The 13,582-nt window shown below is 70.5% G+C and carries 10 protein-coding genes; 4 read left to right on the forward strand and 6 right to left on the reverse strand.

What is annotated here, in order from left to right; translation table 11 throughout:
* Positions 1 to 5 precede the first annotated feature (5 nt).
* Positions 6 to 515, reverse strand: a complete 510-nt coding sequence (locus tag ABZ904_RS15295; RefSeq protein WP_359394114.1) for a DUF2165 domain-containing protein — start codon at positions 513 to 515, stop codon at positions 6 to 8.
* Positions 516 to 682: 167 nt separating this feature from the next.
* Between ABZ904_RS15295 and ABZ904_RS15300 the strand changes: the two genes are divergently transcribed.
* Positions 683 to 1,798, forward strand: a complete 1,116-nt coding sequence (locus ABZ904_RS15300) for an ADP-ribosylglycohydrolase family protein (RefSeq protein WP_360993438.1) — start codon at positions 683 to 685, stop codon at positions 1,796 to 1,798.
* Between the two features lie 26 nt (positions 1,799 to 1,824).
* On the opposite strand, the gene ABZ904_RS15305 is transcribed toward ABZ904_RS15300, so the two are convergent.
* Entirely contained in the window at positions 1,825 to 3,378 is a 1,554-nt protein-coding gene (locus ABZ904_RS15305) for a sodium:solute symporter family protein (protein WP_361823508.1), read from the reverse strand.
* 372 nt (positions 3,379 to 3,750) lie between these two features.
* The gene (locus ABZ904_RS15310) at positions 3,751 to 4,536 is read right to left on the reverse strand and encodes an SDR family oxidoreductase (RefSeq protein WP_359394121.1); all 786 of its coding nucleotides are present in this window, start codon (positions 4,534 to 4,536) and stop codon (positions 3,751 to 3,753) included.
* Between the two features lie 81 nt (positions 4,537 to 4,617).
* Between ABZ904_RS15310 and ABZ904_RS15315 the strand changes: the two genes are divergently transcribed.
* A complete protein-coding gene (locus tag ABZ904_RS15315; RefSeq protein WP_359394123.1) occupies positions 4,618 to 5,457 on the forward strand; it encodes a hypothetical protein in 840 nt (279 codons plus the stop codon).
* Positions 5,458 to 5,687: 230 nt separating this feature from the next.
* On the opposite strand, the gene ABZ904_RS15320 is transcribed toward ABZ904_RS15315, so the two are convergent.
* The 3 genes from ABZ904_RS15320 to ABZ904_RS15330 all read right to left on the reverse strand — a co-directional run bounded on the left by ABZ904_RS15320 (position 5,688) and on the right by ABZ904_RS15330 (position 8,127).
* Entirely contained in the window at positions 5,688 to 5,876 is a 189-nt protein-coding gene (locus ABZ904_RS15320; protein ID WP_359394126.1) for a DUF397 domain-containing protein, read from the reverse strand.
* A 230-nt stretch (positions 5,877 to 6,106) separates the two neighbouring features.
* Positions 6,107 to 6,964 carry a helix-turn-helix transcriptional regulator gene (locus tag ABZ904_RS15325; protein ID WP_359394129.1) on the reverse strand — a complete coding sequence of 286 codons (858 nt, stop codon included), beginning with the start codon at positions 6,962 to 6,964 and terminating at the stop codon, positions 6,107 to 6,109.
* A gap of 410 nt (positions 6,965 to 7,374) precedes the next feature.
* The gene (locus ABZ904_RS15330; protein WP_359394131.1) at positions 7,375 to 8,127 is read right to left on the reverse strand and encodes a GPP34 family phosphoprotein; all 753 of its coding nucleotides are present in this window, start codon (positions 8,125 to 8,127) and stop codon (positions 7,375 to 7,377) included.
* A 228-nt stretch (positions 8,128 to 8,355) separates the two neighbouring features.
* On the opposite strand from ABZ904_RS15330, the gene ABZ904_RS15335 reads away from it, so the two are divergent.
* Together ABZ904_RS15335 and ABZ904_RS15340 are read left to right on the forward strand one after the other, a co-directional pair.
* Positions 8,356 to 11,310 carry a D-alanyl-D-alanine carboxypeptidase gene (locus ABZ904_RS15335; RefSeq protein WP_361823513.1) on the forward strand — a complete coding sequence of 985 codons (2,955 nt, stop codon included), beginning with the start codon at positions 8,356 to 8,358 and terminating at the stop codon, positions 11,308 to 11,310.
* Between the two features lie 250 nt (positions 11,311 to 11,560).
* Entirely contained in the window at positions 11,561 to 13,561 is a 2,001-nt protein-coding gene (locus ABZ904_RS15340) for an MFS transporter (protein WP_359394135.1), read from the forward strand.
* Positions 13,562 to 13,582 lie beyond the last annotated feature (21 nt).

Raw genomic sequence — 13,582 nt, forward strand, 5'->3', positions numbered from 1 at the left:
CGGCGCTATGCGGCATCTGCCGGGGCCGCTCCCGGCAGATGCGTCACCAGGAGGACCACCCCACAGAGGACGACCACGCGGGTGGCCGCGTCCAGTCCGTTCCACGTCTTGGACTGCCACATCGCGAACCATTCGCCGCCTATCGCGATGAATCCGGCGCCGAACAGCAGCAGGAGCATCAGCATGCCGACGGTGGACAGCTGCCGGGCGCGGGGGTGGCGGCGGGCCCAGAGAAAGGACGCGGCGATCAGGAGCAGGGCCGCGAGCGACTCCCAGACGATGATCGCGACGTACGCGGCGTCCTCCCATGCGTGCGAGGTGACGGCGCGCCACATCAGGTCGTCGTCCTTGAAGGTCGTGTCCATCGCGAGGACATGGCGGACGAACTGCTGGTTGGTGCCGAAGTCGGTGATGTTCCCGAATGCGACGAGCGCCGTGTAGAGGGCGACGGTGGCGGTGAGGAGGGTGGCAGCCAGAGGGAGCGCGGAGGGGATCTGGGATCGCGTGGTGGCCATGATCCCACTATGGAGAGGGCGTCCGGTCGCTTACAGATGGTTTTCGGCTGGTCGATCAGGCCCGGGAATGTGGCGCGCCTGACCCTTCGGTGTCCTGAATCGACCGTTCCCATTCGATTACAGTGCTGGACTGTCGGACGTGCGGACGGTGCCGAGAGGAGGCCTGGGTGGGTGCGACAGCCGGTGCCGTCTGGGGCCGCACCGAGCAGCAGGACTTTCGCAGCCGCGTACGCGGGACGGTCCTCGGCGTGGCCGTCGGCGACGCCCTCGGAGCCCTGCTCGAAGGGCTCTCCCTGGAGCAGATCCGTGAGGCGCACGGCCACGAGGGACTGGTCGACCTCGAGTCCGGGTACGGCCGGCCCGGCGCGATCACGCATCTCACCCAGCTCACCCTGTTCTCGGTGGACGGACTCATTCGCGCCCAGGTCCGCCGCGACACCGGCGCCTGGCATCCGCCGACGGATCTGCACCGCGCGTATCTGCGCTGGGCGGCGACCCAGCGGGACTGGGGACCCGACGAGCGCCGCAAGGACGACGGCTGGCTGGCCCGCGAGGAGTGGCTGTACGCCCGCCGCTCCCCGGACCGGGCCTGTCTGCTCGGCTTCGGCGACGAGTCCATGGGAACCCTGGAGGCCCCGAAGAACCCCGGCGAGCCGGGGCCGGAGGCGGCCGCACGTTCGGCGCCGTTCGGGCTGCTCGTCGGCTGGGAGCCGCAGTTGGTGATGCAACTCGCGGCCGAGTGCGCCACACAGACGCACGGGCACCCCACGGCCTACCTCGCGGCGGGCGCGTACGCCGTGATCGTGCACGCCCTGGCCCGCGGCGAGACCCTGGACGCGGCCGTGCAGCGAACCCTCGGACTGCTCGCCCCACGGCCCGGGCAGCAGCCGGTCGCCGACGCGTTGCAGCACGCGCTGGGGGCGGTGCGGCAGGGTATGCCCACCCCCGCGCGGATCGAGGAGCTCGCCGGGAGCGGTACGGCCGAGGGGGCACTGGCCGTCGCCGTGTACTGCGCGCTGGTGGGGGAGGACGTCCGGCACGCACTGCGCCTCGCGGTGAATCACGGCGGGCCGTCGGCGGCGACAGGGGCGCTGACGGGCGGACTGCTCGGTGCCCTGTACGGCGAGACGGCCCTCCCGCCGGCCTGGCTGGCCGAGCTGGAGGGCCGTCCCACGATGCTCGTGCTGGCGGACGACTTCGCCATGGAGATGACGCAGGGAGCCGCGCTCCACGGCCCGACGGGGTCCTCGCCGGGGTGGCTCGCGCGGTATCCCCGGGCGTAGGCACCGCCCGGGGCCGCGCCCCCGCCCTAGACGCCCGAAGGGGTCGTCGTCGTGCCCTGGGCCGGCACCGCCGCCGTCGCGCCGTCGTCGTCGGTGTTCAGCTGGTCGATGACCGCGTCCCGTTCCGGGGTGTCCTCCGGCCGCACCAGGCCGATCACGATGTACAGAACCAGCGAGATCACCATCGGCAGCGCCACCTGGTACTCCAGCTTCACATCCGTGCGCTGGGAGAAGTCCAGGTGGTAGTTGACGAAGAAGAACGCCAGCAGACCGGCCGCCCAGCTGATGAGCGCGGCCGAGGGGCCGGACTTACGGAACGGCCGCAGCAGGCCCAGGATGAACGGGATCGCGATCGGGCCCATCAGGCCGGCCACCCACTTGATGACCACCGTGATGATGTCCTTGAACGTGGGCGAGTTGACCTGCGTCGCCACCGCCATGGACAGACCGAGGAAGGCCACCGTGGTGATCCGGCCCGCGATCAGGCCCGTCCGGGTGTTCCACGCCCGCGCCGCCTTCGAGATCACCGGCACCACGTCCCGGGTGAACACCGCCGCGATCGCGTTGGCGTCCGAGGAGCACATGGCCATGGTGTGGGAGAAGAAGCCCACGACCACCAGACCCAGCAGGCCGTGCGGCAGCAACTGCTCGCTCATCAGGCCGTAGGCGTCCGAGCCGTCCGGCTTCTCGGCCGTGACCAGCAGCGGCGCGAGCCACATCGGGATGAAGAGGATGACCGGCCAGACGAACCACAGGCCCGCGGACAGCAGAGCCGAGCGCGTCGCCTGCTTCGCGCTGCCCGTCGCCATGTAGCGCTGGGCCTGGTTCCACATGCCGCCGTTGTACTCGAACAGCTTGATGAAGAGATAGGAGATGAAGAAGACGGTCAGGTAGGGGCCCGCGAAACCGTGGCCGTGGCCGGCGAGCTTCGGCGAGTCCAGCGCCTTCGACAGGCCGCCCTGGTCGGAGATCTTGTTCAGCGCGATGATCAGCATGGTGAGACCGGCCAGCAACTGGATGACGAACTGCCCCAGTTCGGTCAGTGCGTCCGCCCACAGGCCGCCGATCGTGCAGTACACCGCGGTGATGGCGCCGGTGATGATGATGCCCTGGGTGAGCGAGACCCCGGTGAAGACACTGAGCAGGGTCGCGATCGCCGCCCACTTGGCGCCCACGTCCACGATCTTCAGCAGGATGCCGGACCAGGCCAGCGCCTGCTGGGTGGGCACGTTGTAGCGGTTCTTCAGGTACTCCAGCGGCGAGGTCATGTGCAGCCGCGAGCGCAGCCGGTTCAGGCGCGGCGCGAACAGCTTGGCGCCGATCAGGACGCCGATGGCGATGGGCAGCGCCCAGGTGACGTAGGACGTGATGCCGTAGGTGTAGGCGATACCGGCGTATCCGGTGAACATCACCGCGCTGTAGCCCGACATGTGGTGCGAGATGCCGGACAGCCACCACGGCATCTTGCCGCCGGCGGTGAAGAAGTCGCTGACGTCGTCGACGCGCTTGTGGGACCAGACACCGATCGCGGTCATCACTCCGAAGTACGCGATCAGGACGGCCCAGTCGAGACCGTTCATGTGCCCCCTCCAGGGGTCCGCCTTGTGAACTTGCAGGTACCGGACGGCACTTCGCCAGTACGCGCACTCGGGCGGCGCCCCCGTGCGGGAGCGGGGGACTTCGGGGATTGAACCGCCGGTCAGGCGGGCGGTCAAGACCCTGGGCGGTCATAGATATGAACACAGATCAGAACGCAGAACGATTTTACCTTCTCTTGACCTGTGGGGCGGTTGTCGTGCACGTGACGAGGAACACACCATGAGCGGGCACTTCGCCAGTGGGAGACATCCGATGAATCGGGCTCCGGGATGCGGGTCCCGGGTGGTCCGGAAGGGAGTCGCGGCACGAGCAGGGAGACCCGTTCCGTCCGGTCGTCCGAGGAGTCGGCCGGACTACCGCATGAGTTCGCCGGCGTTCACGAGCAGGGACTGGCCCGTGATCGCCCGCGCTCGGTCCGAGGCCAGGAAGACCGCGGCGTTCGCCACGTCTCCGTCCGTGGCCAGCTCGGGCAACGCCATCCGCTCCGTCAGGCGCCCCTTCACCTCCGCCTCCGGAACGCCCTCGGTATGGGCGGTGAACCGCACGTACGCCTCGACGGGCGGGCCCCACATCCAGCCGGGCAGGACCGTGTTGACCCGGATCCGGTGCGGGCCGAGCTCCCGGGCCAGCGAGTACATCGCGCTGGTCAGTGCGCCCTTCGAAGCCGCGTAGGCCGCCTGCTGCACCTGGGAGGGCGCCGCGACGGACGACTGGGTGCCGATGAGGACCACCGAGCCGCCGCACCTCCTGAGGCCCGGCAGGCACGCCCGTGTCATGCGCAGGGTGCCGAGCAGATTCACGTCGATGACCGCGTGCCAGGTGGCGAAGTCGGCGTCCTGAAGGCCGCCGAAGTAGCTGTCCCAGGCGGCGACGTGGACTACCGCGTCGATCCGCCCGAACCGCTCCAGCGCCAGCGCGGCGAGCGCCTCGCACTGCGCCTCGTCGGTGATGTCCGTCGTCCGGTACGCGGTGTTCACGCCGTCCGGGTCGAGTCCGGCCGCTGTCTTGGCGAGATGCTCCTCCGTGCGCGCCCCGAGCACCGCGTTCCCGCCGTCCCGCACCACGGCCGCCGCGACCTGGTGGCCGAGTCCGGCACCGACCCCCGACACGACGACGGTCCTGCCCTGAAGCAGCGGCATCGCAGGCCTCCCGGACTCTGGCGGATTTTCTGACGGGGCGTCAGAGTATGGGCGGACGGCGGAGGAAGGAAGGGGAGCGGTATGAGTGAGGAGACGCGCAGCGAGACCTACGCCGAACTGGCGGCCCTGGGGCCCTATGACGCCCGCGCGGGCCATGCCCTGATCACGATGGTGGAACCGCACCCGGGGCACGAGTACGCGTACAACCGCTGGTACGAGGACGACCACTACTACGCCGGCGCGATGGCCATGCCGTGGATGTTCGCGGGCCGCCGCTGGGTCGCCACCCGGGAGCTGCAACTCCTGCGCTATCCGGAGAAGTCGGCGGTGGCGCAGCCGGTGACGGCGGGCTGCTACCTCTCGACGTACTGGGTCACGGACGGCCGCTACGACGACCACATGCGCTGGACGGTGGCCATCAACAAGCGTCTGAACCGCGACGCCCGTGTCTACCGGGACCGCACCCATGTCTTCACGGCGTTCCAGGACCACGAGGCCACCGTGTACCGGGACGGCGCGGCCGGCCCGCGCGACTTCCACGCGCTGGACCACCCCTATGCGGGCCTGGTCCTGGAGGTCGTCGACGCGGACGGACCCGGGGAGCGTGCCGCGCTGCTGGAGTGGCTGCGCACCCGCCACCTCCCGCGCCGCCTCGGGGGATCCCCCGCAGCCATGGTCACGCTCTTCCGTCCGACCCCGTTGCCGGGCGACCGCATGACGTATGTGAAGCAGGTGGAGGGGGTGGACACGCGCCTGACCCTGCTGTGGTTCCTGGAGGCGGACCCGAGGGAGTGCTGGGAGAGCCACTTCACCGGTCTGGACGCGGCGATGGCGGAAGGCGGTCTGGGCAAGGTCGAGTTGGTCGCGCCGTTCGTTCCCACGGTGCCGGGAACGGACCGGTACGTGGACGAACTCCGCTGAACCACTCGTGCGCCTGCGGCGAGTGGGCGGAAGGGCGCGTCGGTTCCGAGAGGACGAGCGCGCGCCGGCCCTGACGAAGAGGGCTGGGCACGGTCCGCCTCTCGAAACCGACTCACACGTCCCGGGGTGAGCCGCGCCCTTGCGGAGCAAGAGCGAGCCCCCTCGGCCGGGACGGCGGGCCAGTCGAGAGGGCTGTCGGTGATATCGAGGGGTTGTTGTTTCGGGCGGTGCTACTTGATCGACGCCACGAAGGTGTTCCAGGCGTCGGCGGGGAATGCCAGGACGGGTCCGTCGGGAGTCTTGGAGTCGCGTACGGAGAGGGCCGCCACGGTGGGCGATTTGACCTCCACGCACGCGCCGTTGCCCGCCGAGTACGACGACTTGGTCCACGTTTCCGTGGCCCCCTGAAGTACTGCCATGTTCACTCCGGTAGCGAGTTGCTGAGTTGCTGTTCGTCGCGTCACGGGTTCCCAATCGGTGGCCGTGATGCGATTCACGCCAACTTGTTTGACTGGTGGCGTGATCGAAGCTACTCGTCAACATCCCTGTCCGGAGCAGTCGTTCACTCGACCGGATGGCATATTCCAGGCGTGCCTTCCGCCTGAAGGTTGCACTGGTGTAAGATCCGCCGCCCTGGTCCGAGAGGCGCTCAGCGAGCGTACTCCTTGGCCCTGTCCGCGATGAACTGACGGGACTGTTCCACGTTGAGGGCCTGCGCCCGCAGGTGCTCGTACATGACGGCGTACTTCTGCACGTCGTGGGCCTTTTCCAGGTACAGGTCGCTGGTGACGCCCTCGAGGTACACGACGCTCGAGTCGGCCGCGTCGGCGAACTCGAGGATCGCGTACTGGCCGTTGAGCCCGGGATGAGCCCCCACCCCGAACGGCAGCACCTGCACGGTGACGTGCGGGAGCTGGGACATCTCCGCGAGATGCTCCAACTGCTCGCGCATCACGTTGTTGCTGCCCACGACACGGCGCAGCGCGGCCTCGTCCAGAACCACCCACAGGCGGAGCGGGGTGTTCTCGGCGGCGATACGTTCCTGTCGGCGCATCCGCACCTGGACGCGCTTGTCGATGTCGGCCGCCGACGTCTCCGGCAGCGCCCCCTGGATGAGCGCCTCCGCGTAGGAGCGGGTCTGCAACAGGCCGGTGATGATCTGGGGTTCGTAGACCCGCAGCGACTCCGCGTCGGTCTCCAGGCCGATGTAGACGCTGTACGGGATGTCACCGAACGCGTGCCACCAGCCCTGCTGGCGGGAGTCCCGCGCCATCTCCATCAGCGACTCGACGACACGCTGGTCCTCGACGTCGTAGACCCCGCACAGGTCGCGGACGTCGCGCTGGCTGATGCTGCGGCGGCCGTTCTCCAGGCGGCTGATCTTCGACTGCGAGACGAGCAGCCGTTCCGCCACCTCTTCGGCAGTCATGCCCTTGACTTCACGGAGCCGGCGCAGTTCCTGGCCCAGCCGGCGCCGCCGGACGGTGGGATTGACATTCGACGCCACGGACGCGCACCTCCGGCTGCATGCCTCTACTTTGCGTATCTGCTGCTGAGCAGATTGCCACCAAGGTGCTTTCTACCGCTGGGAAACCCTGGATATGCGGCGTCCGCGCACAACTTGGCAGGTCCTTGGCCGACGGCCGGACCTGGGCACCACGGATGGGCCACGACCACGCGCCGGCGTACGGAGCGCCGTGCCGGCCGTTCTCGTACGGCCTTCGCATGCGGCCGCGCGGGGCGGCGGGACCGTGTCGTCGTCCGGACGTACGGTCTCATCGCCCCGCGCGGGCCGGCGGCTCCCGGACCGGGCCGGTGCTGCTCGTGTGCCGGGTGGTGCGGTACCTGCTGTACCGATCCTGCTGGTTCAGCCGGTGGTGGTTGCGCCGTGATCCTGCCGGGTCGTGGGACCGCGGCTCAGTGGGCCACGACGCGCGCCATGGATCCGTGGCTCGGCTGCATCGGAACACCACGAGCGGGTTCCGGTGCGGGCCTCGCGGCGGTGGCCGGGCGGGCGGCCGTGGCCGGCCCTCGGCGCGGCTGCGCGACCGCTCCGTTCTGGACGTCCATCACGGCGTGCGCCACGAGGCCGCCCATGGGGTCGTGCCGGATCAGGTCCCGCAGCCGGGAACGGGACGAGCGTCCCTCGTTGCCCGGATACAGGTGCTTGCCGAGACCGACCGCATGGGCCAGTGCGGCGAGCGCCGCGGTCCGCGGGTCCGGCGGTACGCCGGTGCGGATCGCGGAATCCAGCCGAGCCCTGATCTCCCGGCTGATGGCGGTCTCCGTCGCCTGGTACCGGGTCGTCGGCAGCACCCCGCACATCTGGCCTGGCACGGCCTGGACCATGCCGCACCGCTCCAGATGCGAGAGATAGATCTGGCGCAGCCCTAGACGTGGCCCGCCGATCCAATGGACGGCCCGCACCGGAGCGCCGCGCCTTCGCAGCAACTCCAACGCACAGTCCAAAGTTGGATCTCCAGTCGGCCGTGGCACCACCACGGCGATACGATCCCCGTCTGGGGCTATCCGTCCGGCCAGCGCCAGCTCCACTAGCTGTGCTCCGGCCAGACCGAGGTCGAGCGACTGCGGCTGTGCAGTGGTACCCGTCGTCGGGTCCAGTGCCAGCAGCAGAAGCTCCTCCGGAATTGTTCTGCGGCTCCTGCCCATCCATGCCTCCCCGCGTGGATGAATGACAGGGTGACCCCTCTCACATTGGTCTGTCGAGGGTGCGTGACCGGAATGTAGTGGAACCGGTAGGTATGTCGTTCTCGTCTACCGCAGGGGTCAACCCCTCACACAGGACACTGGTACATGGTTCGGACAGCTGTGTCCGGGCGGCGATTCACGGTTCGGCGAGACGCGCGGGTGCGTGCGTGGCACAAGGAGGAGGCATCGGTGGCGGGCGAGTCCCCCGACAGGTCGAAGCAGCACGAGTCGTCGGCAGAACCGACGTCGGGGAGCGGGACCGCGGTTCCGGCGTCCGCCAAAGCCGGGGGAGACCCCCGGCTGGCGCTCGCCGGCGAGGCGGTGCGGGTCGACCAGGCGACAGCGGTGTTCTCCTTGCCGCGCGGCTCCGCCCGGACGGCCGTGGACGAGGCCGACCCGGCGTTTGAGGGCGACGGGGCCGACAAGGGCTCCGCCGGGCCGGGCGCGAAGGACGCGGGCCCTGCGAAGGGCACGGCCGACGGGGGCCGTGAGCGAGCTTCGCTGGCCTCCTGGGTGCGGACCGCGGACGAGGACGAGGCCGGGTCCGAGGACACGGCCGACGATGCCCGTGAGGTGTCGGACCCCGGCGCCAAGTCGGAGGCCGCCGAGGGCGGTTCCGGCGGCGCAGGGGAGACCTCCACCGCGAAGGCAGGGCCTGAGCCGGCCGAGGAGACCGGGAACGCGTCGTCCCCGAAGGCCGCGCGCAAGCCCGAGGTGGCCGCCGAGGGCGCGGACGCCGGGGACCGGGACACTGCCGGGTCCGGGTCCGGGGGCGAGGACGCCGAGGACCGGGACACTGCCGGGTCCGGGTCCGGGTCCGGGGGCGAGGACGTGGAGGGCGAGGCCGGGACGAAGTCCGGTGGCGCCTCCGGCACCGAGGAGAGTGCCGAGCGGGGCGACGAGGACGCTGAGGACGCCGAGGACGCGGTCTGGGACGAGGACTCCGGGTCCGGGGGCGAGGACGTGGAGGGCGAGGCCGGGACGAAGTCCGGCGACGCCTCCGGCACCGAGGAGACCGCCGAGCCGGGCGACGAGGACGCTGAGGACGCCGAGGACGCGGCCGGGGACGAGCACGCGGCCGGGGCTGAGGACGCCGACGACGAGGCCGAGGACGCGGCGACCCCTGACGCCGGTACCGCCTCCGGCGGTTCCGCCGCGGCCGTCGCCGGGTCTGCCGTGTCCGAGACCGAGGACGAGGAAGCCCCCGAGGCGGAGTCCGAGGACGAGGACCCGGACGCCGCCGGGACCGAGGGCGATGGCGGCTCCGCGGCCGAGACCGGCTCCAAGTCCGGGGCCGGGGAGGGTTCGACCGCCGACGCTCCCTTCGTGGACCAGCCCACCGCGATCTTCAAGATGCAGCGGCCCGCCGTGGACCAGCCGACGACCATGCTGAAGCTGGGTGGCGCCAAGCCGGCCGACAGGGACGCGGGTGAGGCTCAGAGCGAGGCTTCGGGCAAGGGCGAGGCGGCTGCCGCGAAGCCGGCGGTGGATCAGCCGACGACCATGCTCAAGTCGGGCGGTGCCGAGCCGGCCGACAAGCCCTCGGACAAGCCCACAGATGAGGCGGAGGACGAGGCGGCCGCCGGGAAGCCGGCCGTGGATCAGCCCACGACCATGCTCAAACTGGGTGGCGCCAAGCCCTCCGCCAAGCCCGCGGGCAAGACCGACAAGCCCGCTTCCGCCGAGGATCAGGCCGAGCCCGCCGACTCCGAGCGCACCAGCAAGTTCGTCGCGCTGAAGCCGCTGGACGAGCCGGGGCCGGCGAAGCCGAAGCCCGCCCTCAGCCCCGCCGAGGCGACCACCGCGCTGCCCCGGGTCGGCCCCGAGCGCACCGCCCAGCAACCTCTGCCCCCCAAGCCGCCGCTGGACCTGCTCGCCGAGCTGACCAACACCCCGCCGCCGCCGGAGACCCCGGTGCGCACCGTCCTGCGGCGGATCAAGATCTGGACGCCGCTCGCCGTCCTGTTGCTGATCATCTTTGCGATCGTGCAGGCGGTACGCCCGCTGCCCGCGGGCTCCCTCGCGCTGACCGCCGACGAGACGTACACCTTCGGCGGTGGCAAGCTCGACCTGCCCTGGCCGGGGCAGGGCCAGTCGGCGATCGAGGTCCAGGGTGTCGGCGTGATCGGCACCGAGGGCAGCCAGAGCCCGAAGCCCATCGCGAGCGTCGCCAAGATCATGACGGCCTATGTGACGCTTCAGGAGCACCCGCTCAAGGGGAACGAGGACGGCCCGACGATCACCGCGGACCAGCAGGCCGAGGACGAGTCCAAGAACGAGGACGAGTCGACGGCGGCCATGAAGAAGGGCCAGAAGTTCAGCGAGCGGCAGATGCTCCAGATGCTGATGATCCCGTCCGGGAACAACGCCGCGCGTCTGCTGGCCCGCTGGGACTCCGACAACAAGACCTTCGTCGGCAAGATGAACGCCGCCGCCAAGAAGCTCGGCATGACGAAGAGCACGTACACGGACCCGAGCGGTCTGGACAAGACGACCGTGAGCACCGCGGTCGACCAGATCAAGCTGGCCAAGGCGGTCATGCAGAACGAGGTGTTCCGCGGTGTCGTCGGGATGGCCAAGGCGGAGATCCCGGGCCTGGACCAGCCGATCTACAACACCAACGACCTGCTGGTGACGCAGGTGGGAGTGATCGGCCTGAAGACCGGTTCGTCGACCCCGGCCGGCGGCAACCTCGTCTGGGCGGCCACCAAGGTGGTCGACGGCAAGACGCAGACGGTCTACGGGGCGGTCCTCAACCAGGACGCCCACAAGGGCACGGTCTGGTGGAGCCTCAAGCTGGCGCTGGACAACAGCCAGAAGCTGATCGACAAGGTCCAGCAGAGCCTGACGACCGCGACGGTCGTGAAGAAGGGCCAGGTCGTCGGGTACGTGGACGACCAGCTCGGCGGGAGGACCCCGGTGGTCGCCACGAAGAACATGACGGCCGTCGGCTGGCCGGGCCTGAAGACCGGCATCTCCATCAGCGACGGCGGCAAGGCGATCCCGCACGAGGCGAAGGCGGGCACGGTCGTCGGCGAGCTGAAGGTCGGCGACGGTTCCAGCCACGCGGTGACCATCCCGGTCGCCGTGCAGAAGGACCTCACCGAACCGGGGTACGGCGCGAAGTTCACCCGGTTGGGCTGATCCTCCCTGCCGGACGTCGGTACGGCGCGGCGCACCCCGCCCACGGAGCCCCCACCCGGGAGCCCGTCGGCGGGGTGCGTGCTAGCGTCGCGAGACCGGGGCAGGTCGCACATCGCGCACCTGGCCCGGGACGGACGCCCGAGGGAATCCTGATGGAACGGTGTCGGAACTCTTTCGGGTCCGGACACGGGGAGGTACGGAACCGGACCCGGGGCGGGAACAGAAGACGGGACACGGGGAGTGCCTTCAGGTGGCGACAGCGGAGCCGACACACGCCGACGACGGCGATCCGGGCCGTGCTCCGGGCGGGTCGGCGGGCCCGCGAATACCACCGGGCGCCTCCGATGCCGACGGGATGCGCCGGTCCGCCGCCCCGGCCGCGGCTGACGGCACCAGGGCGCGTTCCGCGGACACGGCCTCCGGCGACGGCCCCCGCCTTCCCGCATCGGGCACGGCATCCGAAGACGGCCCCGAACCGCCTGCCGGCCGGACGGCGCCGGCCTCGCGGCTGCGCGCTCTGCTCGCCCGGATGAGGTCGTCCGGGCCGGCGGATCTGGCCCGCCGCCACCCCGCCCTGACGGTCACGGTGCTCGCCGGAGTGCTTCACCTCGTCTGGTTCTTCACCTTCGCGAACAGCGGAGGCGACCTCGCCGCGCAGGACGCGTGGGCGGAGTTCGTGGGCCGGCATCCGGACTCGGCGTACAACCTCGCCTGGTACGGCGGCATGCACCCGGTGTCGTACAGCGTGGTGTCGCCGTATCTGATGTCGGTCCTCGGCGTCCGTACGACGATGATGGTCGCCGGGACGATCTCGGCCGGGCTGCTGACGCTGATCCTCATCCGCAGCCGTGCGGTCCGCGAGCCGTGGTGGCCTGCCCTGGCCGGAGTGTTCGGGCTGCTGTGCAACGCCATCTCGGGGCGCGTGACGTTCGGGCTGGGCACGATGTTCGCGCTGGGCGCGACGGCGGCCGTCTTCTGCTGGCCTCACCGCTGGCGGTACAAACGCTGGGCGAAGGCGCTGTGCGCCGCGGCGCTGGCCGCCCTGGCCACCATGTCGTCCCCGGTGGCCGGCCTCTTCCTCGGACTGGTCGCGGTGGCGCTGTTCCTGGAGAGGCGGCGCCCGGGAGCATGGGCGCTGGGTGTGGCGCCCACCGTCGTGGTCGCCGTGTCGGCCTGGCTCTTCCCCTTCTCCGGCACGCAGCCCATGACGTGGGCGTCCGCGCTCCTGCCCTTCCTCTATGCGGTCCTGGTCTCCCTCCTGGTTCCGAAGGAGTGGAAGACGCTACGGATCACGTCGGCGGTGTACGGGCTCTCCGTGCTGCTGGTCTGGGTGATCAGCTCGCAGATCGGCTCCAACATCACCCGGCTCGCGATGCTGTTCGCGGGGGTGGCGCTGGTCGCGGCGCTGCCGTTCGCCGTGCCGCGCAGCCGGAAGTGGTACGCCGTCGTCCTCGCGCTCGTCGGCTTCGCCGGCTGGATCGGATTCAAGACGGTCGACGACATCGTGCACACGACGCCCGCGGCGTCCTGGGCGCGCGAGCTGGCGCCGCTGGTGAACCAGCTCCAGGTGGTCGGCGCGGAGAGGGGCCGGGTGGAGGTGGTCCCGGCGCGCTCGCACCGCGAGGCGTCGGCGCTGGCCCCGTACGTGAACCTGGCGCGCGGCTGGAACCGGCAGGCCGACATGCAGCGCAACCCGCTCTTCTACGACGACACGCTCAACTCCGCGAACTACCACGCGTGGCTGCAGCGCTGGGCGGTGCACTACGTGGTGCTGCCGAAGGGGGAGCCGGACGGCGACGGCGGCGAGCGCGAGCGGGAACTCGTCCAGCGGGGCATGCCGTATCTGAAGCAGATCTGGGGCGACGCGAATTGGCAGCTGTTCGCGGTGACCGACCCCACGCCGCTGGCGGATCCGCCGGCCCTCGTCGACCGCGCGGAGCAGGGCGAGCTGACCATCGAGGTGAAGAAGGCGGGCCGGGTGCTCATCCGGGTCCCGTACTCGCCGTGGCTCGGCCTCGTCGACGCGCAGGGCAAGAGCGTCAAGCCGCCGCAGGAGACGGAGGAGTCCAAGCACCGCGCGGACGGCATGCCGAAGACGTACGACAACGTCAACGGCTGTCTGATGGAGACCGTCCCGGACGCGTCCGGGGACAAGTGGACGGAGCTCGTGGCCCCACACCCGGGTACCTACCGCCTGGCGGCGCCGTACCGGCTGCCGCGGGGGACACCGTGCCCGGAGGAGCTGCGCTGAGCGAGCGCAGCTCCTCCGGCC

The sequence above is a fragment of the Streptomyces sp. NPDC046900 genome, assembly GCF_040644975.1.
Classification (GTDB): Bacteria; Actinomycetota; Actinomycetes; order Streptomycetales; family Streptomycetaceae; genus Streptomyces.